At 72.4% G+C, this 25,987-nt stretch carries 20 protein-coding genes and 1 pseudogene; 7 read left to right on the forward strand and 14 right to left on the reverse strand.

Annotated features, from left to right (window positions below; all coding sequences use genetic code 11):
• Positions 1-55: 55 nt before the first annotated feature.
• The 5 genes from ACQEV2_RS39555 to lanKC form a co-directional block, all read right to left on the reverse strand.
• Complete coding sequence (locus tag ACQEV2_RS39555) at positions 56-1,933, reverse strand: ATP-binding cassette domain-containing protein (RefSeq protein WP_433053164.1); 1,878 nt, start codon at positions 1,931-1,933, stop codon at positions 56-58.
• Entirely contained in the window at positions 1,930-2,073 is a 144-nt protein-coding gene (locus ACQEV2_RS39560; protein ID WP_433053167.1) for a hypothetical protein, read from the reverse strand. Before ACQEV2_RS39560 ends, ACQEV2_RS39555 begins: the two co-directional genes overlap by 4 nt.
• Positions 2,070-3,761, reverse strand: coding sequence for an ABC transporter ATP-binding protein (locus tag ACQEV2_RS39565; protein ID WP_433053170.1), 1,692 nt, complete (start codon positions 3,759-3,761; stop codon positions 2,070-2,072). The genes ACQEV2_RS39560 and ACQEV2_RS39565 overlap by 4 nt, the downstream gene beginning before the upstream one ends.
• A gap of 118 nt (positions 3,762-3,879) precedes the next feature.
• On the reverse strand, positions 3,880-3,996 hold the full coding sequence (locus ACQEV2_RS39570) for a SapB/AmfS family lanthipeptide (RefSeq protein ID WP_433053173.1): 117 nt from the start codon (positions 3,994-3,996) through the stop codon (positions 3,880-3,882).
• A 61-nt stretch (positions 3,997-4,057) separates the two neighbouring features.
• Entirely contained in the window at positions 4,058-6,664 is a 2,607-nt protein-coding gene (gene lanKC, locus ACQEV2_RS39575) for a class III lanthionine synthetase LanKC (RefSeq protein WP_433053176.1), read from the reverse strand.
• A 187-nt stretch (positions 6,665-6,851) separates the two neighbouring features.
• Between lanKC and ACQEV2_RS39580 the strand changes: the two genes are divergently transcribed.
• The 5 genes from ACQEV2_RS39580 to ACQEV2_RS39600 all read left to right on the forward strand — a co-directional run bounded on the left by ACQEV2_RS39580 (position 6,852) and on the right by ACQEV2_RS39600 (position 13,125).
• Positions 6,852-9,305, forward strand: a complete 2,454-nt coding sequence (locus ACQEV2_RS39580) for a SpoIIE family protein phosphatase (RefSeq protein ID WP_433053179.1) — start codon at positions 6,852-6,854, stop codon at positions 9,303-9,305.
• Between the two features lie 95 nt (positions 9,306-9,400).
• Positions 9,401-10,468: a glucose-1-phosphate thymidylyltransferase gene (locus tag ACQEV2_RS39585; RefSeq protein ID WP_433055145.1), complete on the forward strand. Its 1,068-nt coding sequence runs from the start codon at positions 9,401-9,403 to the stop codon at positions 10,466-10,468.
• The gene (gene rfbB / locus ACQEV2_RS39590) at positions 10,465-11,454 is read left to right on the forward strand and encodes a dTDP-glucose 4,6-dehydratase (protein WP_433053182.1); all 990 of its coding nucleotides are present in this window, start codon (positions 10,465-10,467) and stop codon (positions 11,452-11,454) included. The genes ACQEV2_RS39585 and rfbB overlap by 4 nt, the downstream gene beginning before the upstream one ends.
• On the forward strand, positions 11,451-12,332 hold the full coding sequence (rfbD, locus tag ACQEV2_RS39595; RefSeq protein ID WP_433053185.1) for a dTDP-4-dehydrorhamnose reductase: 882 nt from the start codon (positions 11,451-11,453) through the stop codon (positions 12,330-12,332). The genes rfbB and rfbD overlap by 4 nt, the downstream gene beginning before the upstream one ends.
• Positions 12,319-13,125 (forward strand): class I SAM-dependent methyltransferase, encoded by an 807-nt coding sequence (locus ACQEV2_RS39600; RefSeq protein ID WP_433053188.1) that lies wholly within the window; start codon positions 12,319-12,321, stop codon positions 13,123-13,125. The genes rfbD and ACQEV2_RS39600 overlap by 14 nt, the downstream gene beginning before the upstream one ends.
• 75 nt (positions 13,126-13,200) lie before the next feature.
• Here the strand turns inward: ACQEV2_RS39600 and rfbC are convergent, their stop codons facing one another.
• Positions 13,201-13,794, reverse strand: a complete 594-nt coding sequence (gene rfbC, locus ACQEV2_RS39605; RefSeq protein WP_433053191.1) for a dTDP-4-dehydrorhamnose 3,5-epimerase — start codon at positions 13,792-13,794, stop codon at positions 13,201-13,203.
• A gap of 4 nt (positions 13,795-13,798) precedes the next feature.
• Entirely contained in the window at positions 13,799-15,763 is a 1,965-nt protein-coding gene (locus ACQEV2_RS39610) for a glycosyltransferase family 2 protein (protein WP_433053194.1), read from the reverse strand.
• A gap of 180 nt (positions 15,764-15,943) precedes the next feature.
• Between ACQEV2_RS39610 and ACQEV2_RS39615 the strand changes: the two genes are divergently transcribed.
• Positions 15,944-16,444, forward strand: coding sequence for a metallophosphoesterase family protein (locus ACQEV2_RS39615; protein ID WP_433053197.1), 501 nt, complete (start codon positions 15,944-15,946; stop codon positions 16,442-16,444).
• A gap of 438 nt (positions 16,445-16,882) precedes the next feature.
• Here ACQEV2_RS39615 and ACQEV2_RS39620 read toward each other — a convergent pair whose 3' ends face one another.
• The 7 genes and pseudogenes from ACQEV2_RS39620 to ltnD all read right to left on the reverse strand — a co-directional run bounded on the left by ACQEV2_RS39620 (position 16,883) and on the right by ltnD (position 23,639).
• Complete coding sequence (locus ACQEV2_RS39620) at positions 16,883-17,983, reverse strand: XdhC family protein (RefSeq protein WP_433053200.1); 1,101 nt, start codon at positions 17,981-17,983, stop codon at positions 16,883-16,885.
• A 59-nt stretch (positions 17,984-18,042) separates the two neighbouring features.
• The gene (locus ACQEV2_RS39625; RefSeq protein WP_433053202.1) at positions 18,043-18,795 is read right to left on the reverse strand and encodes a FadR/GntR family transcriptional regulator; all 753 of its coding nucleotides are present in this window, start codon (positions 18,793-18,795) and stop codon (positions 18,043-18,045) included.
• A 10-nt stretch (positions 18,796-18,805) separates the two neighbouring features.
• The gene (gene denD, locus ACQEV2_RS39630; protein WP_433053205.1) at positions 18,806-19,852 is read right to left on the reverse strand and encodes a D-erythronate dehydrogenase; all 1,047 of its coding nucleotides are present in this window, start codon (positions 19,850-19,852) and stop codon (positions 18,806-18,808) included.
• A gap of 29 nt (positions 19,853-19,881) precedes the next feature.
• A pseudogene (otnI, locus tag ACQEV2_RS39635) lies at positions 19,882-20,652 on the reverse strand (2-oxo-tetronate isomerase); the annotation flags it as partial.
• On the reverse strand, positions 20,622-21,443 hold the full coding sequence (locus tag ACQEV2_RS39640; protein ID WP_433053208.1) for a class II aldolase/adducin family protein: 822 nt from the start codon (positions 21,441-21,443) through the stop codon (positions 20,622-20,624). The pseudogene otnI and the gene ACQEV2_RS39640, both read right to left, overlap by 31 nt.
• Positions 21,440-22,720: a 3-oxo-tetronate kinase gene (gene otnK / locus ACQEV2_RS39645; protein ID WP_433053210.1), complete on the reverse strand. Its 1,281-nt coding sequence runs from the start codon at positions 22,718-22,720 to the stop codon at positions 21,440-21,442. The genes ACQEV2_RS39640 and otnK overlap by 4 nt, the downstream gene beginning before the upstream one ends.
• Before the next feature lies 1 nt (position 22,721).
• A complete protein-coding gene (gene ltnD, locus ACQEV2_RS39650; RefSeq protein WP_433053213.1) occupies positions 22,722-23,639 on the reverse strand; it encodes an L-threonate dehydrogenase in 918 nt (305 codons plus the stop codon).
• A gap of 276 nt (positions 23,640-23,915) precedes the next feature.
• Here ltnD and ACQEV2_RS39655 point away from each other — a divergent pair, with 276 nt between their 5' ends.
• Positions 23,916-25,922: a GTP-binding protein gene (locus tag ACQEV2_RS39655; RefSeq protein WP_433053215.1), complete on the forward strand. Its 2,007-nt coding sequence runs from the start codon at positions 23,916-23,918 to the stop codon at positions 25,920-25,922.
• The last annotated feature ends 65 nt before the right edge of the window (positions 25,923-25,987 follow it).

A 25,987-nucleotide genomic window follows, 5' to 3' on the forward strand; every position in this document is an offset into this window, starting at 1 on the left:
TGTGTGTGAGGGGTGGGGGTCTATGACGGGGCGGGCGCGTCTGACGGGCGAGGGTCTATGACGGGATGGGGGTGTCCGACTGGACGGGTGTCTCTGACGGCACGGGCGTCCAGTCGCCCACGAGAGCGCGGTACGACGGTGAGCGGCGCAGGAGGTCGTCGTGGGTGCCGTACGCCGTACGCCGGCCGTCCATGACCAGCACGCGGTCGGCGCGGCGGGCCGAGCTGATGCGGTGCGCGACGACGACCAGGGTGCCGCCCGGCCGGTCGGCGAAGGCTCGCTCCGCGCGCTCCTCGGCCCGTGGGTCCAGGTGGCAGGTCGCCTCGTCGAGCAGGGCGAGGGGGGCGCGCGACAGATAGGCGCGCGTCAGTGCGACGAGCTGCCGCTCGCCCGCCGACAGTGCCGCCGGATCCACCGTCGCGGCCGGCCCGCCGAGCGCCTCGAGCAGCGGCAGGAACCCCACCGCCTCGGCGGCGGCGAGCAGCTCCGCCTCGGGCACGGGGTCCGGCCGCAGGTGCCCGAGGTTCTCGGCGAGCGTGCCGGTGAACACGTACGCCTCCTGCGGGATCAGCACCCGCAGCGCGGCGGCCTCCGGCCCGGGCACCGGGTGCCCGCAGAGCCGGACGGTGCCACGGGCCGGTTCCAGCAGCCCGGCGACCAGTGCGGTGAGCGTCGACTTCCCGATGCCGCTCGGGCCGACGACGGCCAGGTGGGCGCCGGGCGGGAGCGTGAGGTCCAGGTCGTCGATGACGGCGGTCGCGGCGGGGCCGTAGGCGAAGGTGACGGAGGTGAGGGAGAGGGCGGGCGGGCCGGCGGGCGCGTCGGACGGGTGGGCAGGGCGGGCTCCGACCTTGGCCTCGTCGCCCGGCCCGGGCCCGGCCTCATCCCCTGCTTTGGCCCCGGCTCCTGCCTCGGTTTCCGCCACGGCCCCTCCCTCTGCCACGGCCCCTGTCCCTGCCACAGCCTCGGCCTTTGTCCCTGCCCCTGCCGCGGCCTCTGCCCTGGAGGACGCCTCACGGGTCAACCGCCGCAGCACCACCGCCAGCCGGGAGCCGCTCGTGCCCAAGCCGTGGACCAGGTTGTGCAGGGCGGGGAGCAGGGACTGGGTGACGTAGGCGAGGGCGCCGACCAGGGCTCCGGGGGTGACTCCGCGGTCGAGGAGCCAGGGTGCGCAGGTGAGGAGGAGCAGGATCGGGAGGTGGCCGCCGAGGGCGAGGGAGGCCACGCGCAGGACACCCCAGCGGGCGAGGGAGCAGGCGGCCCGCAGCTCGGCGTCGACACGGGTCCGCGTGGTGGCGGCGACCCGTTCCTCCGCACCGGCCGCCGTGATGTCCCGCAGCCCCGGGCAGACGGCGCCCAGATCGTCGGCCAGCGCCTCGTCGGCGACGAGGAACGCCTCCTGCCGGCGGGCCAGCGGGCGCAGTGTCGCCGCGAACAGGCCCAGGCCCGCGGCGAGCGGAGGCACGACGACCAGCAGGAGCAGCGGGTCGAGCGACACCAGGCCCACGACGGCACCGACCGCGGTGAACACGAACGAACGCGACACCATCACGAGCCCGGCGAAGGTGTCCCGCGCGATCTCGACCTGCTGGGTCAGCCCGGACAGCGCCCCGGCGTCCGCCTCCCGCACCCCGCGTGAGACGACCCGGGTGACCAGCCGGTCCCGCAGCGGTTCGGCCAGCGCGGCGACCGCGCCGTACACCCGCGCGGTGCCGTACGCCCCGACGAGCACACCGAGTCCGGCCACCCCGAGCCAGACGAGCCCGGCCTCGGGACGCCCGGCCAGAAACCCGTCGTCCAGGGAACGGGCGAGTGCGAACCCGGTGAGAAAGGTCTGCCCGGTCTCCAGCACGGACCAGCCGCCCAGCCGCACCACGACCCGCCACCGGCTCCGCAGGAAGCGCAGCCCGCGCTGCTGGATGCCGTCGGTCATTCCTGCTCCTCGTTGGCGAACACTGCCAGGTATTCGGGGAGTTCCCACGGTTCCGCGTGCCGCCGCGCGGCCCGCACCTGCCACCGGTCCGCCAGATCCGGCCGGAAGCGCGGTCCGCGCCGGTGGATGGCCTCGGTCATGGCTGCTCCCCGCCCGCGAACACCACCCGGTATTCCGGCAGTTGCCACAGCTCCGCGTGCCGCCCCACCGCCCGCACCCGCCCCCCGTCCAGCCAGGCCACCGCGTCCGCGCGGGCGGCCGTGGCGGCGCGGTGGGCGATCAGGAGGCGGGTGGCGCTGTGCTCGGCGTCGTCGACGAGGGCTGCCGTGATGCGGGCCTCGGTCACCGTGTCGAGGCTGGAGAGGGCGTCGTCGAGGATGAGCAGACGGCCGCCGTGGGCGAAGGCCCGGGCGAGGCCGAGGCGTTGGGACTCGCCGCCGGAGCACGGGGCATCGGCGACGGCGGTGGCGTAACCCCGGGGCAGGCGGCGCACGAAGTCGTCCGCGTGGGCCGTACGGGCCGCCCTGCGGATGCGGGCGGGGGAGGGGGCCGGAAGGGCGAGGGCGATCTCCTCCTCGATCGTGCCGCCCAGCAGGGCGGGTCGTTCGAAGGCGTAGCCGATGGCCCGGCGCAGTGCGTCGTGGGTGAGGTCACGCAGGGGGACTTCGTCGAGCAGCACCTCCCCCGCGTCCGGCTCGGCCAGCCGTCCGGCGATCGCGGCGAGGAGGGACTTGCCCGCCCCTGAGCGGCCCACGACGGCCAGTGTCGTCCCGCCGGGCACCACGAGATCGACTCCGTCGAGCACGGCACGTCCACCGCGCCGGGCGGTCACCCCGCGCAGCTCCAGCCGGCCCGGACCGGGTGGCAAGCCGCGCTCGCCGTAGCCGGGCGTGGGCTCCGCCAGGACCTCGTCGAGGCGCCCCGTGGCCGCACGGGCCCGGGCCAGCCCGGCGAGCTGTCCGACCAGCACGCCGACCCCGGTGGCGAGGACCGCGTACCGGGAGGCCGCGAGCACCTCGCCCACCGTCAGCCGGTGCCGGGCCAGCAGCACCCCGGCCACGGCGACGACGCCGAGCTGGAGCAGCGGGGCCACGGCCACGGACTGGCCCGCGGCCCGCCCCTGCACCCGCCACATGCGGTGCCCGGCCTCGGACAGCTCGGGCAACGAGCGCAGGATCCGTGCCGTCTCCCGGTCGGCCGTACCCGCCGCCTCGATGGTGCGGTGCCCGCGGACGGCTTCCGAGAGGGCCTGCGCGATCCGCCCCTGCGCCGCCTGGTACCGGGCCACGCAGTCCCTGGTGTCGCGGGCGAAGGCCCTCAGCAGCAGGGCCAGCACCGGCGTTCCGGCCAGCAGCACGGCCGCGAGCCAAGGGTCGATCAGCGCGAGGGCGACGATGCCGCCGGCCGGTCCGGCGAGGGCGGCGAGCAGCGCGGCGCGGGCGGTCGGCGCGGTGCCGGCCTGGGCGGCGTTGCCGACGAGCCGGGCGACGAGGTCTCCGGGCCCGAAGCGGGCGGCGGCGCGCGGGCCCACGGCCAGGACATGCCCGGTCAGGCGCCGGCGCAGCCAGGCGGTGGTGCGGGCGTCGACCGTGCCGCGCAGCACGGTCTCGCACGCGTCGAACAGGGCGAGCAGCACGACGATCGCGGCGCAGTACAGCACCCAGCGGGTCGCCGGCGCCCGCGTCAGCAGTAGATCCAGGGTGTGGCCCAGCGCGGCGGGCAGCAGCAGCCCGGCGCCGGTCGCGGCCGTGCTCACCAGGCACAGGGCCAGACAGCGGGCCGGGGCCGGACCGAGCTGCCCGGGGAGTGTCCTGACGGCTGGTGTCATACGGCTGCGGACCTCACCCTCGCTTGTGCGGGACCCGTGTCGGGACCGTGTGTACGACCCCGGGCGGCCCCTCCCTCGCGGGAGCGGACCGCCCGGAGCCATGGCCACACGGTGCTCGTCAGAGACAGAGCGTGAGGCTCGCGGCGCTGACGCAGGACAGCAGGCTGAGGGTGCTGGGGCCGCCGCCCTCGGTGCGGTCCTCGGACTCCATCGTCTGCAGGTCGAGAAGTGCCATGTCGCATTCCTTCCTTATCGGTGTCGTCCACCCGTGGGGACGGGGTTGGGTCACGGCTCCGTCAGTTCGCGGAACCGCGCTGTGGGGGCCGCCCGAGCGGCGGCAGGAACGGCAGGTGTGCGGCGGCCGCGTCGCCGGGGGCCGCGTGGGCCGCGCCCAGCGCGAGCAGGCACCCTGCCGTTCCGGTGCCCAGGTCCATCGACAGCCGCATCATCTGGTGCCCTGGGAAGGCCAGTTGGCCCTGGTAGTCCATCGCGAACCAGCCGAGCCCGGCGATCTGCTCGGCGAGCCGTTCACCGGTCGCTCCCGGCGTGGTGGTGCGGGCGAGGTGCAGGATCATCCCTGCGCGGCCCTGGAAGAGACCGGGCTGCACATAGAAGCGACTCGTGGCCGCGGTCAGGATCCCGGCGCGGGCCCGCTCGAACTCCGCGTCCGGCTCGGCGACGTGAGCGAGGTAGTCGTCCAGGACCATCCCGACGCCCGCGCTGCCGTCGCCGAGATACGGCAGCGTGCGCCAGCCCTCGTCGACCTCCAGCGAGCCGGTCGGGTGCGTCATGCAGCACTCCAGGTCCCGGCGCAACGCCACGCCCGCCGCATCCAACAGCCGCGGCTCACCGGTGCGTTCGTACTGTCGCAGCAAGAACAGCGCGGGACCGCTCGCACCGCGCAGCAGCCCGGCCCGGCGTCGCTGAGGCGTGTCCGCGGGCGGCTGCGCGAGTCGTCGTACGAGGATGTCGGCGACCTCGGCGGCACGGTCCCGCAGCTGGGTCTCGCCGGTCCTGTCCGCCAACTCGCCGAGTACCAGGCCGAGTCCCGCCAGTCCGCCGTGCAGGTCGGAGGACAGGTTCTGCCACCGTTCCGCGAGGATCCCCTCGACCAGGTCCAGGGCGCGCTGCCGGTGGCCGAGCCGGTCCAGGACATGGGCGACGCCCGCGAGACCGTCGTACAGGCCAAGCGGCGTGCCCGTCGGCGGCGGCGCGGTCCGGGCCAGCAGCCAGCGCTCGCCCTCCTCGTACCGCTCGGCACCGACCGCGTCCAGCGCGTACAGCACCCCCGCCGCACCGTGTGCGAGGCCGAGGCCGCCGCCGTCGGAGAACTGCGTGATGTCACCGGGGAAGAGCCGGTCGTCGCGCTCCGGCGTCGCCGAGGCGAGCAGCGCCTTGACCATCGAGTCGCGGCTGTACGGCCAGTCCCCGGGCACCACGAACGACGGCGCGGGCACCGGGGCGCCACGCGTGATCTCCGCGACCGCCTCGTCCAGGAACTCCCGGGGCACGTCCGGGAACTGCTCCGCGATCACCTCGGCGAGATGGGCCGCCTTGCCGCGGTCGACCACGAACAGCGTGGTGACCGGCAGGAACAGGGCGAGCCGCAGACACGCCAGCGCATAGCGGTCGACGTCGGCACCGGTACGGTCCGGCGGGGCGAAGAAGCCGGGGTGGGCGACCACCTGCCGGCCCTGTTCGGAGATCGGCGCCGCCGCCTCGAAGTCGAGCAGGGACACCGACTCCTCGTCGGGGCCCACCATGATGTTGAAGACATGCAGGTCGTTGAAGGCGATCCCGCGTGCGTGCACCGCCTCGACCGCCCGCTGAACCGCCCCGTGGATGCGCACCGCCCACGCCGTGTACTCGGCCACCGCCTTCGGATCGGGATCCGGGGTGAGCAGCGGATGCCGCTCGGCGAAGTACGAGTTCAGCGGGCGGCCCGGAAGAAAATCCATCACGAGGAACCGGTGGTCGCCGAGCGTGAACCAGTCCCGCACCTCCGGCACCACCCCCGTCCCCGCCGCCTGCTCCAGAGCTGCCTTCTCCCGCTCCAGACGCGCGATAGCGTCCGCCCCGTCGGCCGCCAGCCCCGCATGCGGGCGCCCCTCCTTCAGCACGACCCGGCGCCCGTCCCGGGTGTCGGTGCCCACGTACACCCCGCCGCCGTTGGAGAAGTGCAGCGCCTTCTCGATGCGGTACGGCAGGTCGCCCACCGTCGTGGTGTTCCGCGCCGCCAAATGCGGCTCCAGGAAGGCCGGCAGCGTCACCCACTCGGGCACCTGGAACGACGGCGCCCGCCGGTCCGGCACCCGCCTGCCCTCGCCGTCCACCACCGCCGGCACGAGCGAGCCCCGCTCGTCGACCACGAAGGTGCGCGCGAAAGCGCCGTAGCGGACGTAGAGCGGCCCGTCGCCCCACCGCAGATCGGTGAGGATGTACGGCCCCTCGAAGCCCTCCAGGAGCCGGCCGAGCTCACGCAGCACCAGATGCAGCTGCTCCTCGTCGGCCGGGTAGATCGTGACGAACTTGCCGCTGCTGTCACGGGCGGCGTACTTGGTGTTGCGCAGATGCAGCAGATGCGGGCCCGGCACGAACTTGAACGGGATACGGCGGGGCACGCAGTAGTCCCACACGATCGCCGCGATCCGCTCCGCGTTCGCCCGGGTGGCCGAGGCATGGATCTTCCAGCCCTGGGCCGGACCGGGCACCGGCGCCCCGTCCGCGCCGAGCGGCGTGAACGCCAGCCAGTCACCGATCCGCGCCGCGTCCCAGCCCTCCGGCACCGCGCGCCGCGCCGTCTCGTAAAGCTGCTCGCTGCCCTGCGCCCCGGCTGAGATGCGGTCGGGCGACTCGTAGAAATGCCGGTCGGCGAGCGCGTACACCTCGTACCGCTTGTCCATGCCTCCCCCTCCTTGGCCCGATGCCGAGACTTCCAGCGGGCCCGCGGGCAGGGACAGTCATGGCTGTCACGAGATCGCCGTGCGGAACGCATGCGTCAAGAACTGTTCGGAGGGTTTCGAGCACTGCCCACGTCAACACTCCGTCGAACGGTCACAGGGGCTGCGCAGGTGGCCCACAAGCGCTGTAATGGCGGACGTGGTCAGTGAGGGCGCTGCGGGACGCAGGACGAGGCGTCCGCGTGCCGAGAGCGCCCTGAAGGCGCTTTCCGTCGAGCCGGACTCACCCGACCGGCTGCGCCGGGTCCTGGAGCAGGCGCTCGTCTTCGGCAGGGCCTCCTTCGCGGCCGTCTACATGCCCAGCGAGGACGGCGAGCTGCTGTGCCTGATCGAGTCCGCCGGCGTGCCACGGGCTCTGTACGGCCTGCGCGACGGCTACGCCCTGACCGGACGGTCCCCGGTCGCCGACGCCCACCGCACCGCCCGGCCCGTGTGGCGCGCCCCCGAGGAGCTCGCCGACTCGGCGGAGTCGCGCCGGTCGCCGTCGCGGGACTTCCACCTGGCCGCCCTCCCCGCCCACGGCGACGGCGGCGGCTGTCTGCTGGCCGTCACCGAGAACCCCGGCGGCTTCGACACCGACGACCGGGCCTGCCTCGAACTGGTCGCCGAGGCCGTCGCCTTCCCCGGCCGGCTCCCGGTCACCGAGCGCGGCGAACTGCCCGCCAATGCGTTCACCCTCGCCATGGATACCGGCCGCGTCGACGTCGGCGACGACATCCTGGCGCTGTTCGGCCTCGGCCCGGCCGACTTCGACGGCAAGGTGGAGACGCTGCTCGGCCTGACCGTGCCGGAGGACCTGCCGTCGCTGATGTCCGTCGTCGAGGCCGACCACATGTCCATCGGCGACCGCGAGCTGGAGTTCCGGGTCCTGCAGCCCGCCGGCCCGCCCAGGTGGCTCAGGCTCAGCGGCCGCCTCCTGCCCGGCGGCGAGGGCAACCCCGCCCGCCTCGTCGGCACCGTCGCCGACGCCTCCACCCTGCGCGCCGAGATCACCGACGTGGCCCGCGTCCAGCGCCTCGCCGCCGCCCTCGCCACCGCCGGCACCGTCCGGGACGTCAGCCACGCCGTGGTCACCGCCCTGCGCAAGCCGCTGCGCGCCGACCGCATCGCACTCGCCGAGCTGGAGAACGACCGCCTCGTCGTCACCGTCCTCGACCCGCCCGAACCGGAGTCCTGGCCGGAGCTGTGGCGCCTGGAGTGGCGTACCGAGTGGCCCGACGCACCCGTGCGCGCCATGCCCACCCTCGCCTCCGCCCTGCGCGAGGGCCGTGCCCAGATCTGGCCGGCCGGCACCCCGCTGGAACCCGCCCTCGCCGACGTCGGCCCCGGCGGCCTGGCCGTCCTGCCCCTGCCCGCCGGCGGCCGGATGGCCGGCGCCTGCCTGATCGGCTGGGACGCCCCGCACGACTTCGGCCCCGACGAACGCGCCCTGCTCACCGCCTCCGCCGGCCTCGCCGGACAGGCCCTGCTGCGCGCCCACGCCTTCGACGCCGAACACGAACTCGTCGGCATGCTCCAGCGCCAGCTGCTGCCGCGCCGCCTGCCCCGGCTGCCCGGCGCGGAGGCCGTCGCCCGCTATCTGCCCACCACGGCCGGCCTGGAGGTCGGCGGCGACTGGTACGACGTGATCCCACTGCCCGACAACCACGTGGCCCTCGTCATCGGCGACGTCCAGGGCCACAGCGCGGCCGCCGCCACCCTCATGGGCCAGATGCGCACCGCCCTGCGCGCCTACGCCGCCGAGGGGCACCCGCCGGACGTGGTCGTCCACCACGCCAACCGCCTCCTCATGGACATGGAGACCGACCTCTTCGCCACCTGCGCCTACGTCGACGTCGACCTGGAGGAGGGCTCCGCCTGGTGCGTACGCGCCGGCCACCTCCCGCCCGTGCTGCGCCACCCGGACGGCGGCACGGAGATCGCGGAGGCGGAGGGCGGCCCGCCGCTCGGCGTGATGCGGCAGGCCGACTTCCCGATGAGCCCGCTGCGGCTCCAGCCCGGCACCGTCATCGCCCTCACCACCGACGGCCTCGTGGAGTCCGCCGACGCCGACATCGACGACGGCATGGACCGGCTCGCCCACCAACTCAGCCTCTCCGACCCCGCCCACCTCGGCCTCGTCGCCGACGCCCTGCTCGTCGGCGCGCGCCGCAGCGACGACATCGCCCTGCTCCTGATGCGCTACGACGGCATGGCCGTACGCCCGCTGCGCGAGACCTGGACGGTCTGGCGCGTCCCGGAAGCCGTCGGCCACGCCCGCCGCTTCACCCGGCGCACCCTGCGCGCCTGGGGCGTGCCGCGCGAGGACATGGACGCCGTTCTGCTCGTCGTCAGCGAACTCGTCACCAACGCCCTCGTGCACACCGACGGCCGGGTCCGCCTCGACCTCACCCTCGTCCACGACCGGATGCGTGTCGCCGTCGCCGACGCCTCGCCCCGTACGCCGGTCAAGCCCACCAGCATCAGCTGGGAGGCCACCGGCGGCCGCGGCATCCTCCTGGTGGAGGCCGTTTCCGCGACCTGGGGAACGGTGCCGGTCAGTGGCGGAAAACAGGTGTGGAGCGAGATCGCGTTGGGCCGGTGAGGCCGGATTCCGGTGAACGTCCGGCGGCCCGGCAGTGACGAACAAGCCAATCCCGGCACCGTCAAATCGGCGGGATCCGGGCTATGGTGAAGCAGATGAAGGCTCTAGTGCTGTCCGGCGGCGCCGGTACGCGCCTGCGGCCGATCACGCACACTTCGGCCAAACAGCTCGTACCGGTTGCCAACAAGGCCGTGCTCTTCTACGGGCTGGAATCCATCGCCGAGGCCGGCATCACCGAGGTCGGCGTGATCGTCGGCGACACCGCCGCGGAAATCCAGGACGCGGTCGGCGACGGAACCAAGTTCGGCCTGGACATCACCTACATCCCCCAGGAACGGCCGCTCGGACTGGCCCACGCCGTCCTCATCGCCCGCGACTACCTCGGCGACGACGACTTCGTGATGTACCTCGGCGACAACTTCATCGTCGGCGGAATCACCGGCCTCGTCGACGAGTTCCGCAGCAACCGCCCCGACGCCCAGATCCTGCTCACCCGCGTCCAGGACCCGCGCTCCTTCGGCGTCGCCGAACTCGACGAAACCGGCCAGGTCATCGGCCTGGAGGAGAAACCCCAGCACCCCAAGAGCGACCTCGCCCTGGTCGGCGTCTATCTCTTCACGCCCGCGATCCATGACGCGGTCCGCGCCATCACACCGTCCTGGCGCGGCGAGTTGGAGATCACCCACGCCATCCAGCACCTGATCGACTCCCACGCCGACGTGCGCTGCACGGTCATCAAGGGCTACTGGAAGGACACCGGGAACGTCACCGACATGCTGGAGGTCAACCGCACCGTCCTGGAGAGCCTCCCGCGCCGCATCGACGGCGACGTCGACGACGCGTCGGAGACCATCGGCCGGGTGGTCGTCGAGGAGGGGGCGCGCATCGTCAACTCGCGCATAGTCGGCCCCGCCGTCGTCGGCTCGGGCACCCTCGTCGAGGACTCCTACGTCGGCCCCTTCACCTCCATCGCGGAGAACTGCCGTATCACCGACAGCGAGTTGGAGTTCTCCATCGTGCTGCGGGACTCCTCCATCGACGGCGTCGGCCGCATCGAGTCCTCCCTCATCGGCCGGCACGTCCAGGTCACCCCCGCGCCGAGCGTGCCCAGCGCCCACCGCCTCGTCCTCGGAGACCACAGCAAGGTGCAGATCCACTCATGAACCTTCTCGTCACCGGCGCCGCCGGCTTCATCGGCTCGACCTATGTCCGCAACCTGCTCGCCCGCGACGCACCCGGAGCGCCGGACGCGCCACGGGTCACGGTGCTCGACAAGCTCACCTACGCCGGCACCCTGGACAACCTCGAACTCGGCCATCCCCGGCTGGAGTTCGTGCACGGCGACATCCGGGACGCCGAACTCGTCGACAAGCTGATGGCCGAGGCCGACCAGGTCGTGCACTTCGCCGCCGAGTCCCATGTGGACCGCTCGATCGCGGGCGCGGACGACTTCGTCCTCACCAACGTGGTCGGCACCCAGACCCTGCTGGACGCGGCCCTGCGCTACGGCGTCGAACCCTTCGTGCACATATCGACGGACGAGGTCTACGGCTCCGTCACGACGGGCTCGGCGACCGAGGAGGACACCCTGCGGCCCAGTTCGCCGTACTCCGCCTCCAAGGCCTCCTCCGACCTGCTCGCCCTCGCCTACCACCGCACCCACGGCCTGGACGTCCGCGTCACCCGCTGCTCCAACAACTACGGCCCGCACCAGTTCCCCGAGAAGGTCGTCCCGCTCTTCATCACCAACCTCCTCGACGGCGAGCAGGTCCCGCTCTACGGCGAAGGCCTCAACGTCCGCGACTGGCTGCACGTCGACGACCACTGCCACGGCGTCGAACTCGTCCGCACCAAGGGCCGCCCCGGCGAGATCTACAACATCGGCGGCGGCACCGAGTTGAGCAACAAGGACCTCACCGCGCTGCTGCTCGATGGCTGCGGAGCCGACTGGGGCCAGGTGCGGCACGTCGAGGACCGCAAGGGCCACGACCTGCGCTACTCCGTCGACTGGACCAAGGCTCGCACCGAACTCGGCTACCGCCCGCGTCACGACTTCGCGTCGGGCCTCGCCGCCACCGTCGCCTGGTACCGCGACCACCGCGCCTGGTGGGAACCCCTCAAGCGGCGCGTCGACGAGGAGCACGGATGAGGTGGCTGGTCACCGGCGCGGGCGGCATGCTCGGCCGCGACACGGTCGAGGAACTCCTCGCCCGCGGCGAGCAGGTGACCGGCCTCGACCACGCCGCCCTCGACATCACCAGCCCCGGAGCCGTCGACCACGCCCTCGCCGCACACCACCCCGACGTGGTCGTCAACTGCGCCGCGTACACGGCCGTGGACGACGCCGAGAAGGACGAGGAACGGGCCCTGCGCGTCAACGGCGACGGCCCCCGCCTCCTCGCCCGGGCCTGCGCCGCGCACGAGGCCCGTCTGATCCACCTCTCCACCGACTACGTCTTCGCCGGGGACGCCCACACCCCCTACTCCGAGGACCATCCCCCCGCCCCCCGCACCGCCTACGGCCGCACCAAACTGGCAGGCGAGCGGGGCGTGCTGGACGAACTCCCGGCCGCGAGCACCGTCGTGCGCACCGCCTGGCTCTACGGCGTCCACGGCCGCAGCTTCGTCCGCACGATGATCGGGCTGGAGGCGAGCCGCGACACCGTCGACGTCGTCGACGACCAGCGCGGTCAGCCCACCTGGACCGCCGATGTCGCCGCGACGATCGCCGACCTCGGCCCGCGCGTCGGCGTGGACGCGACCGGCGTCCTGCACGCCACCAACTCCGGTGAGGCCACCTGGTACGAGCTGGCCCGTGAGGTGTTCCGGCTGCTCGGCGCCGACGCCGACCGGGTGCGGCCGGTCACCAGCGAGGACTTCCCCCGGCCGACGCCCCGCCCCGCGTACAGCGTCCTCGGGCATGGCCGCCTGCAGCGGCTCGGCCTCGCGCGAGCGCGCGACTGGCGCACCGCCCTGCACGAAGCACTGCCCCGGATCCGCAAGGAGACCCTTCGTGAAACGCCATGAATTCCTCAAGGAGCTGCACAAGGTCAGCGGCAACCGCAACTACCTGGAGATCGGCGTCAACGACGGCCGCAGCCTCAGACTCTCCCGCGTCCCCAGCATCGCCGTCGACCCCGCCTTCAAGGTCGTCACGGAGATCCGCTGCGACGTCCACCTGGTCAAGGCCACCAGCGACGACTTCTTCGCCCGCGACAACCCGCTCATCCACCTCAAGGGCGGGCGTCATCCCCTGCGCAACCTGCGCCGCGGGCGCAGTCCGCTCGGGTACTGGCGGCGGACCGTCCTCGACCTGTCGTTCATCGACGGCATGCACCTGTTCGAGTACGCGCTGCGCGACTTCATGAACATCGAACGGCATTCCGACTGGACCAGCGTGATCGTCTTCGACGACATGCTGCCGCGCAACGTCGACGAGGCGGCGCGGGACCGGCACACCGGGGCGTGGACCGGTGACGTGTACAAGATCGCCGAGATCCTCGGCCGCTATCGCCCTGACCTGGTGACCGTTCTCGTCGACACGCAGCCGACCGGGCAGCTCGTGGTGTTCGGCGCCGATCCTCGCAGTACGGTGCTGCGCGATCGGTACGACGAGATCGTGGCCGAGTATGAGGTGCCCGATCCGCAGAAGGTGCCGGAGACGATTCTGGACCGGGCGGGGGCGGTGGCGCCGGAGGCGCTGTTGGGGGCGGACTTCTGGAGGCCGTTGGCGCGGGCTCGCCGGTTGGGTGTCGGGCGGTCTCGGGGCTGGGAGGCGCTGCGGCGGGCCGTTGAGCGCTCTTCCGGGGTACCGCGATAAGCCGCTTGGCGGCTGCGGCGCCGTTGTGGCTGGTCGCGCAGTTCCCCGCGCCCCTTCGGGGCGTTGCCGCCGCCGTCAGTGGCGTAGCTGGTCATAGAGGGCGGTGCAGGCCTCGTACGAGGGGAGCATGCCTGCCCGCTCTGCCTCGGGCAGCGACGGTGCCTGCGCGTCCTTCGGTGAGAGCACCGGTGGGATGTGGTCGGGCCAGGCGATGGCCAGGTCCGGGTCGAGCGGGTGCACGCCGTGCTCGCGCTCCGGTGCGTAGCCCGTCGAGCACAGGTAGACCACCGTGGCGTCGTCCGTCAGCGCCATGAAGGCGTGGCCGAGGCCCTCCGCGAGGAACACGGCGTGGTGGTCGGTGTCGTCCAGGCGCAGTGCCTCCCAGCGGCCGAACGTGGGGGAGCCGACGCGGATGTCGACGACCACGTCGAGGACGGCGCCGCGCACGCAGGTGATGTACTTGGCCTGGCCGGGCGGTACGTCGGAGAAGTGGACGCCGCGGAGTACGCCCCGGTGGGAGACCGAGCAGTTGGCCTGTGCCAGGGAGAGGTCGTAGCCGGTGGCCTCGCGGAACTCCGTGCCGCGGTACCACTCGTGGAAGGTGCCCCGGTCGTCCGGGAAGACCTTGGGCTCCAGCGCCCAGGCGCCTTCGATGCCGAGGGATCGCATGCCGTCACCTCCTCCGGGCCCGGGCGGCCCGGGCCCGGAGCCGGGCCTCCGTACGGCCCAGGACCGTGCCGAGTCGGCGCCGTGCCCTGCGGACCAACCGCCGTAGGGTGCCGGCGTGGGGAGCCCGCACCGCCCGCATTCCGCCGGCCCCGGCCCGTAGGGCGAACGGCAGCGTGAGGAAGCGCGGCCCGGGCGTGCCGAGTGCTGCCCGCCAGGTCGCTCTTCCCAGCTCGCCGAGGGGGAGCACCGCCTCCAGCAGTGCCCCGGGCCCGTGTGGGGACAGCGTGGCGGACACGTCGTGGGTGGTGCCGGACGAGGTGAGGCGGAGTGACACTTCGGTGCCGGTGCCGGTGCCGGTGCCGGCGTCGGGGACGTGGAGGGGGAGCGGTGCGCGCAGCCGGTCGGCCACGATCGTGACGTCGTCCGGTGTGAGGGCGTCCAGGCCGAGGCGGTGGGTGGCCCGGTCGACGTCCAGGGCGAGGTTCGCGTGCGGTGCGGTCCAGTACGGCAGGACCACGTGGCCGCCGACCATGCCGGCGTACGGGGCGGGGCGGTCCCCGCGCGGGGTGGGGCCGAGGCGGCACTCCTTGGTCCAGCCGCCCAGCTTGACGCGGACGAAGGCGTCCCACAGACCGTCGCTGGTGAGGGTGGCGGGGTCCACGGCGGCGGTCGCGCGCAGGAGCAGGCGGACGCGGCCGTCAGCGCCGGGTTCCGGCATCTCCTCCCGGGCGAACTCCACCTGCTGGAAGTACTGGGCGCCACTGGCGCGCTCACGCAGCAGCAGGTCCGCGGTGGCCTGGCCGAACCGGGCGACGGTGTCGGCGCCCACCCAGGCGAGGGCCGCGGCCAGGTCCTCGGGCGGGCCGTCCAGCGGAGTAGGGGCCGGATCGGCGGCGAAGGTCATCGGCTCACCGGCGGACGTGTACTCGGCGGTGAAACCGACCCGCAGCGTGCCGTCCTCCCAGGCCACGTGTTCGGGGACGGCCGTGAGGGCGATGCCGGCCTCCCACTCGGCGAAGGCCTCGACGTCGTCGTACCGGCCCGCCGTGATCAGCGCGGCGACGACCTGCTGCGTCGGCTGGAGCCCGGCCGCCACATCGGGTCCGAAGCGCTCCACCACGACCTGGTGGATCTCCTCGAACAGCTCCCGTCGCCAGTCCGCCGGCATCGCGAGGAAACGCCGCCCGCGCATCCGCTCGACCATCTCGACCCGCAGCCACCGCCGGAAGAGCCGGTCACGCAGCGGGCCCGGCTCGGTGTACCGCTCGACGACGTCCAGGGCCTCCCGGAGGTTCTTGAAATAACCGCCCGGATCGAAGCGCTGGAAACCGGCGTTCGAGGCGTCGTCCCGCCGGACGTGGTAGTAGCAGACGTAGTCGCCGATCACCGAGACGTTGCTCGCGCGCAGATACGCCTCCGTGACGAAGACGTGGTCCTCCAGGCGCCGCCTGCCCTCGGGGAAGCGCAGACCGATGTCGTCGAGGAAGGCGCGGCGGAACATCTTGTGCGGGGTGAGGCTGTCGATCAGCGGCGCGTTCTCGACGGTGGCCCGCGGGTGGTTGCGGCGGAACAGCTCCACCGGCACCGACCGGCCCTTGCCGGCCATCTTGCCGACCACGACGTCCGCGGCGTTGGCCACGCCGTAGCCGTACATCCGCTCGAGGGCCTCGTCGCCGAGGTAGTCGTCGTTGTCGACGAACATCACGTACTCGCCGCGGGAGGCGGCGATGCCGACGTTGCGGGGCTTGCCGGACCAGCCGGAGTTCTCCTGGTGCACGACGGTCACCCGGGGATCCGTGGCGGCGAGCGCGTCGAGCCGGGCCGGCGTGTCGTCGGTGGAACCGTCGTCGACGAAGATCACTTCGTACTCGTCCGGGGGCAGCGACTGTCTGAGCAGTGACTCGATGCAGTCCTCGACATAGACCCCGGGGTTGTACACGGGAACGACGACGCTGACCTTGACCGGCATCCGGGTCCAGCCCCCTAGGGGTCGCTGTGCGTTTGCGTCAGATTACGGCGCTCGTGGCCAAATCCTAACCACGTCACCGGTTTTGTCCACCGCTCAACCACGGTCCCCACGCCCGGCCGACACCGTCACCCACACCCGCCGACCTCGGACGAAGTCCTCTCCCGCGGGTAGCCTGACAAGGTGCGCCTGCTGTTGATGAGCGACACCCACCTGCCCAAACGCGCCAAGGAACTGCCCGCCCGGCTCCTCGCCGAACTCCCGTGCGCCGACGTCGTGTTCCACGCCGGGGACTGGGTCGACGCGGCCACACTCGACCTGCTGGAGCGCCGCTGCGCCCGGCTCGTCGGCGTGTACGGCAACAACGACGGGCCGGATCTGCGCGCCCGGCTCCCCGAGGTGGCGTACGTCGAACTCGGCGGCCTGCGCTTCGGCGTGGTCCACGAGACCGGCCCCGCCCAGGGCCGTGAGGCGCGCTGCGCCGCCCGCTTCCCCGATCTGGACGTCCTGGTCTTCGGCCACAGCCACATCCCCTGGGACACCACCGCCCCCTCGGGCCTGCGCCTGCTCAACCCCGGCTCCCCGACCGACCGCCGCCGTCAGCCCCACTGCACCTACATGACCGCCACCGTGGGCGAGGGCCGCCTCACGGACGTGGAACTGCACCGGCTGCCACCGCGCTGACGGCCGGTTTCGGACCTTCGGCGCCGGGCGCCCGGGACGTCCGGAGAGCGGCCACAAGGGGGTGAGGTCATGCAGCACGACGCGTTCATCGGCCAGGTGCAGGCACGGGCCGGGCTGGCCGGCGCGTCCTGCCCGAAGGCAAGGCGCATCAACCGGGGATGCGCCGCAACAAAGTCCGGGCCGCTCCGTACGCAGGGAAGCGGCCCGGGCGCTGCGAGTAATGCGCTTTCACGGACCTCCTTCCCACTCCGAGGTGAGGTTCGGGGGCCACGTAGGCCTCCGTTGTGGCGCGCCTACCCCTCCGTGCGCGCCCTAAACCCGGATTCGAGTCATTCTTGGGCGATCGTCGCCTGTCGCGTGCGGAACAGATGGTGCGGCTCCGTCGGCTGACCTTGGGCCGCCGTCGCCCCCGGCGGGCCGCCGTCCTCCGACCGGCCGCTACGACGATGGATGGATCGCGCCCGCCGTGGCCGTCAGCGGGGCGCCCGTGCCGCCCCACCGCAGCGCGACGATCTCCGCGGCGACGGACACGGCGACCTCCTCGGGCGTCCGGGCCCCGAGGTCCAGCCCGACCGGAGAGCGCAGCCGGGCCAACTCGCCCTCGCCGAGCCCGGCTTCGACCAGCCGCTTCATCCGGTCGTCGTGCGTACGGCGGCTGCCCATCGCCCCGATGTACGCCGCCGGGCGCCGCAGTGCCTCCTCGAGCAGCGGCACGTCGAACTTCGGGTCGTGGGTGAGCACGCAGATCACGGTGCGCTCGTCGGTGTCGGTGCCGCTCAGGTAGCGGTGCGGCCAGTCCACGACCACCTCCACGCCCTCCGGGAAGCGTTTCGGCGTGGCGAAGACCGGACGTGCGTCGCACACGGTGACCCGGTAGCCGAGGAAGTCGCCGATGCGGGCGACGGCGGCCGCGTAGTCGATCGCGCCGAAGACCAGCATGCGGGGCGGTGGCGCGAAGGAGTGCAGGAAGACGGTGACCGCGTCCTCGCGGCGCTCACCGTGCGGGCCGTAGTGCCTGAGGCCCGTGGCGCCGAGGGCGAGTTCGCCGCGTGCGTCGGCGGTGACGGCCACGTCCAGGCCGGGCGCGCCGAGCGTGCCGGCGACCCGGTCCGGCCACACGGCGAGGGTCGCCCCGCGCGGAGCTGGTCCATCGGTCACCGTCGCCACCGTGACCGGGCGGCCCGCGGCGACCGACGCCGCGACCTCGCCGAACGCCGGATCGCTCTCGGCCGTCACGGGCCGCACGAGCAACGTGATCTCACCGCCGCAGGTGAGCCCGACCGCGAACGCGTCCTCGTCGCTGTACCCGAAGGTCTCCAGCCGCGCCTCCCCGCTCGCCACCACCTCCTGCGCGAGCTCGAACACGGCCCCTTCGACACAGCCCCCGGACACGCTGCCCACGACCTCGTCGTCCGGTCCCACGGCCATCGCGGCCCCAGGATCGCGCGGGGCGCTGCGGCTCGTGGCGACCACCGTCGCGAGCCCGAACGGCGTTCGGGCCGCGTACCAGCCGCCGACCACCGGGAGAATGTCACGCATACTCGTGGGTACTTTCTGGTGTGGTCCGCCGATGACCTTCCGACTTGTATTTTTGCAGGTCAGGGAGGAGCGTCGAGATCCACCTCGAGGTCCTCGGTCTCGGTCCAGAACCGGTCGTCCGTGTCCCGGAGCCGGGCGGCGGCGTGTTTCATGTGGCGGCGCGCGGCGGTGCGTGCCGCTCGGGCGTCGCCTGCCTCGATGGCGGCAAGGATGGCGTGGTGCTCCTGCCGGACCGCCTCGATGAAGTCGTCCCGGCGGGCCTCGTTCGCGCGCGTGACGCGGATGCCGCTGCGCAGCACGTCGCCCAGGTACCGCACCGTGGAGACCATCACCGTGTTTCCGGTCGACTCGGCGATGGACCGGTGGAAGGCGAGGTCCTCGTCCACGCCGTCGCCGCCGGCCGCGACCGCCGAGTCGATCGTGTCCAGTGCCTCACGCATCCGCGCGAGGTCGCGGGGCGTTGCCCGGGTGGCTGCGAGAGAGGCCGCCTCGCCCTCCATGGCGCGGCGTACCTCCACGATCTGCAGCACCTTTGCTTCGGTGTCGGCGCTCTCGGCTTCGAGGTCGAGCGGGCGTGTGCGCCGTGGCAGGACGAACACGCCGATCCCTTGGCGCGGTTCGACGAGGCCCGCGTTGCGCAGCCTGGAGAGGGCCTCGCGCACCACCGTGCGACTGACGCCCAGTTGCTTGACCAGCTCGACCTCGGTCGGCAGTCGGTCGCCCTCGGCCAGCCGCCCCGACTCGATCTCCTCGGAGAGCGTTGCGGCGACCTGATCCGCGAGCCGGACGGGACCGGGCACCTTGGAAAACATGGTTTTCAGTCTATAGATCCAGGTCCGGCTGTCCCGCCGCGAGCGGTGGGTCGGCCAGGACTGCGTCGGGGTGGTCGGTGAGGTAGTCCCGTACCACCGAGGCGAAGCTCGGGTCGGGCTCCAGCCCCAGCGCGGCGGCGCGCGTATTGTCGAAGACGGAAGGCCACGAGCCCACGATGGCCTCGATGTCACGATCGGGCGCGATCGTGACCAGATCGGCCACGGCATCGCCGGCCACCTGCCGCAGCGTGGCCAGCATCTCGGCGACCGAGACCGTGAGTGCCGGAAGGTTGACCGGCAGCCCGCCGTCGAGCCGGCCCCGCCCGGTGCCGCGTTCGACTTCCGCGATGCGCAGGATCGCCTCGACCGTGCGCCGTGGCGAGGCCAGCGCCACCCGCAGGTCGGGACGCACGGGGCAGATCGCCGGGAGGCCCGCGAGCGGCTCGCGGATGATGCCGGACAGGAAGCCGGATGCGGCCGCGTTCGGCTTGCCCGGCCGCACCGACACGGTCATCAGGCGGGCGACACGTCCGTCGACGAAACCGCGGCGGGTGTAGTCCGCGACCAGCTGCTCGCAGACGAGTTTCTGGATCCCGTAGCTCGACTGTGGCGTGGGCAGGGTCGACTCGCTGACCACGGACGGCAGGGGCAACGCCGGGTCGGAGCCGTAGACCGCCACGCTGCTGGAGAACACCACGCGCGGCGTCGGTCCACCGGCAGCCGACTGGGCCCGGGCGGCTTCCAGGAGGGCGCGGGTGGTGTCCAGGTTGGCGGTCATGCCGAGGTCGAAGTCGGCCTCGCACTCGGCCGAGACGGCGGCGGCGAGGTGGATCAGCACGTCCACCGGCTCCGCGAACACCTCGTCGAGGCGGTCGGTCAGGTCGCCCCGCGCGATCTCCACGAGGGGGTCGGACGCCGACTGCGACTCGGACGGTACGAACCGGTCGGCGAGCACCAGGCGATCGATCGGTGCGCCGCGAAACGTCCGCGTCCTGAGCAGGGTGCTGGTGAGCTGTCGTCCCAGGAAGCCGAAGCCGCCCGTGATGGCGATCCCCATGCGCTGTCTCCTCGGTAGTCGTTCAGCCAGCCGAGACCCTCGCTCGTGCCGGCACGGGGGACGTACTCGCAGCCGATCCACCCGTCGAAGCCCAGGTCGTCGACCACGCGGAACAGATGCTTCACGTTGAGTTCGCCGCGGTCGGGCTCGTGGCGGTCGGGCACCCCCGCGATCTGCAGATGACCGACCCGGCCGGTCGGCAGGTCGCGGCGCAGGGTGGTGGTGAGGTCGCCTTCGACGATCTGGCAGTGGTAGAGGTCGAGCTGCACCTTGAGATTCGGGGCTCCCACGTCCTGCACCACCGCGTGGGCCTCCGCCTGCCGGGACAGGAAGTACCCCGGCATGTCACGGCCGTTGATCGGCTCGATCAGGATGTCGACGCCCACCGTGGCGGCTCGCTCCGCGGCCCAGGCGAGGTTGGACAGGTAGGTGTCCCGGTGCTCGGCCAGCTCCTTCGGCGTCGCGTCCGGCGGCACGAGCCCGGCCATCACGTGCAACCGCGGGCAGTCCAGCACAGCGGCGTACTCCAGAGCCCGGGCGATCCCGGAGCGGACCTCCGCCTCGCGGCCGGGCAGGGCCGCGATGCCACGCTCTCCGGACTCCCATGCCCCGGGAGGTGCGTTGAAGAGCACCTGCCGGAGGCCGTGGCCGTCGAGTCGGTGACGCAGCTCGGTGGCGTCGTAGGCATAGGGGAAGAGGTATTCGACGGCGGTGAAGCCGTCCGCCGAGGCCGCGGCGAAGCGGTCGGGGAAGTCGTGCTCGGTGTACATCATGGACAGGTTCGCTGCGAACCTCGGCATGCCGGCTCCTGTGTTGGGATACGTCGGACCAGGACGGGCCCGGTCAGCGGTTGACGACCTGCTTGTCGGTGATGAGCACCGCGGCGGCACCGACGACGAGGCCGAGCGCCAGGACGTACATCGGCAGCGACGTCGAGCCGGTGGCGTCCTTCAGCGCGCCGATCATGTAAGGGCTGGCGAAGCCGGCGAGGTTGCCCACCGAGTTGATCGCGGCGAGGCCGACCGCGGCGGCCGTACCGCCGAGGAACGCGGTGGGCAGCGACCAGAACAGCGGCGCGCAGGGTCAGCACCCCGGCCGCGGCGAAGGACAGTGCGGCCAGGGGCAGCGCGGTCGACCCGGCCCAGCCGGCCGCCAGCGAGAAGCCGACGGCGCCCATCAGGCTCGGGACGACCAGGTGCCAGCGGCGCTCGCGGCGCCTGTCCGCGGAACGTCCGAACAGGTTCGTCGTGACGAGTGCGGCCAGGAACGGCACGGCGCTGAGCACGCCGATCGCGAGGTTGCCCTCGATGCCGGTGGACTCGAGCGTCAGGGTCTTGCTGGCCCGGTCGCCCGCGATCTGCTCGCCGCCGGCGTCGACCAGTGCGAGGCGGTCGGGTTCGAGGAACCCCAGGGCGGCGTCGGTGGCAGTGATCAGATGGCAGTCGCCGACCTTGGCACTGATATTGCCGGCGCCGGCATGGACGTAGCCCCGGGCGAACAGGCTCGTGCCCACGCGGACGATCTCGTTGCGCGCCTCGTCGACGGCCCCGTCGGGTGCTGCCTCCGCGGTGGTGCCCCGCTGCCGCGTCATACGGCCTCCTCGTCCAGGAGGTCGAACGCGGAGGTGAAGAAGTCGGGGCCGCCGAAGTTGCCGGACTTGAGCGTGATGTGGAGCGTCTCTCCGCCAGGAAGGACCGCCGCGCACCACGGCACACCGGGATCGATCTGCGGTCCGATCCGCAGCCCCGTGAGGCCGAGCGCCTGGACGACCGCCCCCGAGGTCTCGCCACCCGCGACGACGAGCCGGCGGACGCCCCGTTCCACCAGCCCCTGTGCGACGCGTGCCAGGGTCCGCTCCACGAGCTCACCGGCCTCGGCGGCACCGAGCCTGCCCTGAACGGTACGGACCGTATCGGCCGACTCGGTGGAGTAGACGAGGACCGGCCCGTCGCCCAAGTGCGCGGCGGCGAAGGCCAGGGCCTGCCCGACCACGTCTTCACCGGCCGCCACGCGCAACGGATCCACGCTGAACGCGGGCCGGCCGCTGCGCAGATACTCAAGGACCTGACGGTTCGTGGCGGCCGAGACCGATCCCGAGACGATGGCTCTGTGGCCGTCGGGAGGGGGCAGCTGCGCGGCGGCGCGGGACGGCTTGAACCCCCAGTTCGCGGGCAGACCGATCGCCAGGCCCGAGCCGGCGGTCACCAGGGGCAGCCCCCGGACCGCCGCGGCCAGGCGCACGAGGTCGTCGTTGGAGACGGCGTCGACGATGGCGATCCCGAAGCCGTCCTCGCGCAGGGCATCGATGCGGGCCCGGATCGCCTCGGCTCCCTCGGCGACGACGGTGTGGTGGATGAGGCCGACCGCTCGCGTGGTCTGCGCGCCGAGGACGGAGACCAGGTTGGAGTCGGTCATCGGGGTGAGCGGGTGGTGGCGCATGCCGCTGTCGGCGAGCAGCACGTCGCCGACGAAGAGATGGCCTTTGAAGACCGTGCGTCCGTTGTCCGGGAACGCGGGCGTAGCGACCGTGAAGTCGGTGCCCAGTGCGTCCATCAGGGCCTCGGTGACCGGACCGATGTTGCCGGCCGGGGTCGAGTCGAAGGTGGAGCAGTACTTGAAGTAGACCTGCTCGGCGCCCATGGACCGCAGCCGGTCCAGTGCTCGAAGGGACGCCTCGACGGCGTCGGCGGCCGGGACGGTCCGCGACTTGAGGGCGATGACGACGGCGTCCGCGTCCACCGCCCGCTCGGCGCCGGCAGGCGGCACGTCGATCAGCTGGACCACACGCATGCCCGCGCGCACCAGGTTGTTGGCCAGGTCGGTGGCGCCGGTGAAGTCGTCGGCGATGCACCCGAGGCGGATTCCCATGTCAGGCCTCCACCGGCTTGGGCAGGTCGACGCCCGGGAAGATCTTGATGACCGCGCTGTCGTCCTCGGCCCCCAGTCCGGACGCCGACGCCTGGAGGAACATCTGGTGGGCGGTCGCGGCGAGGGGGAGCGGGAACCGCTCCGGCCTGGCGGCGTCCAGTACGAGCCCCAGGTCCTTGACGAAGATGTCGACCGCGGACAGGGGCGTGTAGTCACCGGCGAGCACGTGCGCCATGCGGTTCTCGAACATCCATGAGTTGCCGGCGCTGTGCGTGATGACCTCGTAGAGCGCCTCGGCGGGAACACCGGCCTTGATGCCGAGGGCCATCGCCTCGGCCGCCGCGGCGATATGCACGCCCGCGAGCAGCTGATTGACGATCTTGACCTTCGAGCCCAGCCCGGCACGGTCGCCCAGGCGGTAGACGGTGCTGCTCATGGCCTCCAGCACCGGGTCGGCGACGGAGTACGCAGCGGTGGAGCCCGACGTCATCATCGTGAGCTCGCCGGCCGCCGCGCGCGCGGCGCCACCCGAGACGGGAGCGTCCAGATAGAGCACGTCCTGCTCGGCCAGACGTTCCTCGAGCTCGGCGGACCAGCCCGGGTCGACCGTGGAACACATCACGAAGACGGCGCCCGGGTGGAGCCGGTCCGCCGCCCCGTCGGCACCGAACAGCACGGACTCGACCTGCGCCGCATTGACCACCACGCCGACCAGGACGTCCACCGCGGCCGCCAGCTCGCCGCAGGAGGCGAACGCCGTCCCGCCGTCCCGCGCGAAGGAAGCGGCCACGTCCGGTCGCAGGTCGTGGACCGCGACGTCGTAGCCCGCGGTACGCAGGCTCTGGGCCATCCCGAGACCCATGGCTCCCAGTCCCACCACGCCTACACGCGGCCGTGCGGGCTTGTTCTGGTCGTTCATGCCCATCCTCCTCTGTGTCGTCAGAGCGTCGGCTCAACTCAACTTCTCCGCGGGAGATCAGGTCATACGATGACCTGAGGACATCGATTGAGGTGTTGTGACGTCCATCACATAGAGGAGGAGTCGGCGTCCGGGCGTTAATCCGTTGCCCGCGCGACGACCGGTCTGCTGCACTTTCATGGAACCGGTCACCAAGAGATCCAGGAGAAGCAATGCGCACTGCGTTCATGTCCCCGCAGGAAGGAACGACCCCCTCATCGAAGGACATGACGCTTCGTGCACTTGCTCAACCTCGGAATTCTCGCCCATGTCGACGCAGGTAAGACCAGCCTGACCGAGCGCCTCCTGCACTCGGCCGGCGTGATCGACGAGATCGGCAGCGTCGACGCCGGGAACACGCAGACCGATTCCCTCGCGCTGGAGCGGAAGCGCGGCATCACCATCAAGTCCGCCGTCGTCTCCTTCGCCCTCGACGACGTGACGGTCAACCTCATCGACACCCCAGGCCACCCGGACTTCATCGCCGAGGTGGAGCGGGTGCTCGGCGTGCTCGACGGGGCCGTGCTGGTCGTCTCGGCCGTGGAGGGCGTGCAGCCCCAGACGTGTGTCCTGATGCGCACGCTGCAGCGGCTGCGCATCCCCACGCTCGTCTTCGTCAACAAGATCGACCGACGAGGGGCGCGGTACGACGCCGTCCTGCGGGCCGTCTCTGAGCGGCTGACGGCGGCCGTCGTGCCGATGGGGACAGTCGGCGCCCCCGGCACCCGCGACGCCCGCTTCGTCCCCGGCCTCGCACCCTCGGCACTCGACATCCTCGCCGATCACGACGACGAGCTGCTCGCGGCGTACCTCGAGGGCACGGTCTCGTACGGCCGTCTCCGCGCTGCCCTCGCCGAGCAGACCCGGCAGGCGCTGGTCCACCCCGTGTACGCCGGCTCCGCCATCACGGGCGCGGGTGTCGGCGCGCTGATCGGCGGCATCAGGGAGCTGTTGCCCGCCGCGGGCGGCGACCCCGACGCGCCGGTCTCGGGCACCGTCTTCAAGGTGGAGCGGGGCCCGGCGGGGGAGAAGGTCGCGTACGCGCGGATGTTCTCCGGCACTCTGCGCACCCGCGACCGGATCCCCTTCGGCGAGGCCCGCGCCGATGGTGAAACCCGAGCCGACGGTGAAACCCGCACGGAGGGCAGGGTCACCGCGATCAGCGTCTTCGACCAGGGCACGGATGTCAGGGACGACCTCGTGACGGCGGGCCGGATCGCCAAGCTCTGGGGTCTGGCCGACATCAGGATCGGTGACGCGATTGGCGAACCCCGCAAGGCGTACGGGCACTTCTTCGCCCCGCCCACCCTCGAAACGGTCGTCGTCCCGGCCGACGGCGCCGACCGGCGGGCCCTGCACCGCGCCCTCACCCGGCTCGCCGAGCAGGACCCGCTGATCGACCTGCGCCACGACGAGGTACGGCAGGAGACCTTCGTCTCCCTCTACGGCGAGGTGCAGAAGGAGGTCATTCAAGCCACGCTCGCCGACGAGTTCGGCGTCCACGTCACCTTCCGCGAGACGACACCGCTGTGCGTCGAGCGGCCGGTCGGCTCGGGCGCGGCGGTCGAGTTCAACAAGAAGGACGGCAACCCCTTCCTCGCCACGGTCGGCCTGCGCGTCGACCCCGAGCCGCCCGGATCCGGCGTGGAGTTCCGTCTGGAGGTGGAGCTGGGCTCCATGCCGTACGCCTTCTTCAAGGCCGTCGAGGACACGGTCCGCGAGACCCTCGGCCAGGGGCTGTACGGCTGGCAGATCCCCGACTGCACCGTCACCATGACCCACTCCGGCTACTCGCCCCGGCAGAGCCACGCCCACCAGGGCTTCGACAAGAGCATGTCCAGCACCGGCTACGACTTCCGCGGTCTGACCCCGCTGGTCCTGATCGAGGCCCTGCGCCGGGCCGGCACCCAGGTCCACGAGCCCCTGCACCGCTTCCGCATCGAGGCCCCGACCGACACCCTGGCGGCTCTGCTGCCGGTGCTGGCCAGGCTGCGTGCGGTGCCGCAGACCACGGAGACACGTGGTACGACCTGCTCGCTGGAGGGCTCGGTGCCCGCGGCCCACGTGCACGAACTGGAGCAGCAACTGCCGGGGCTGACGCGCGGCGAGGGCGAGCTGGAGAGCGCCTTCGACCACTACGCGCCCGCCCCGCGCGGCACGGTCCCGGAGCGCCGCCGCACCGACCTCAACCCGCTGAACCGGAAGGAGTACCTGTTGAACCTGACGCGCAGAGTGGGCGGTTGAGGTGGCCGAGACGAACTTACTCCAGAGTCAGTGGTGTTGACGGTGTCCTGATATCGCCGGACTGT

This window comes from Streptomyces sp. CA-251387, assembly GCF_050936625.1.
Taxonomy (GTDB): Bacteria; Actinomycetota; Actinomycetes; order Streptomycetales; family Streptomycetaceae; genus Streptomyces.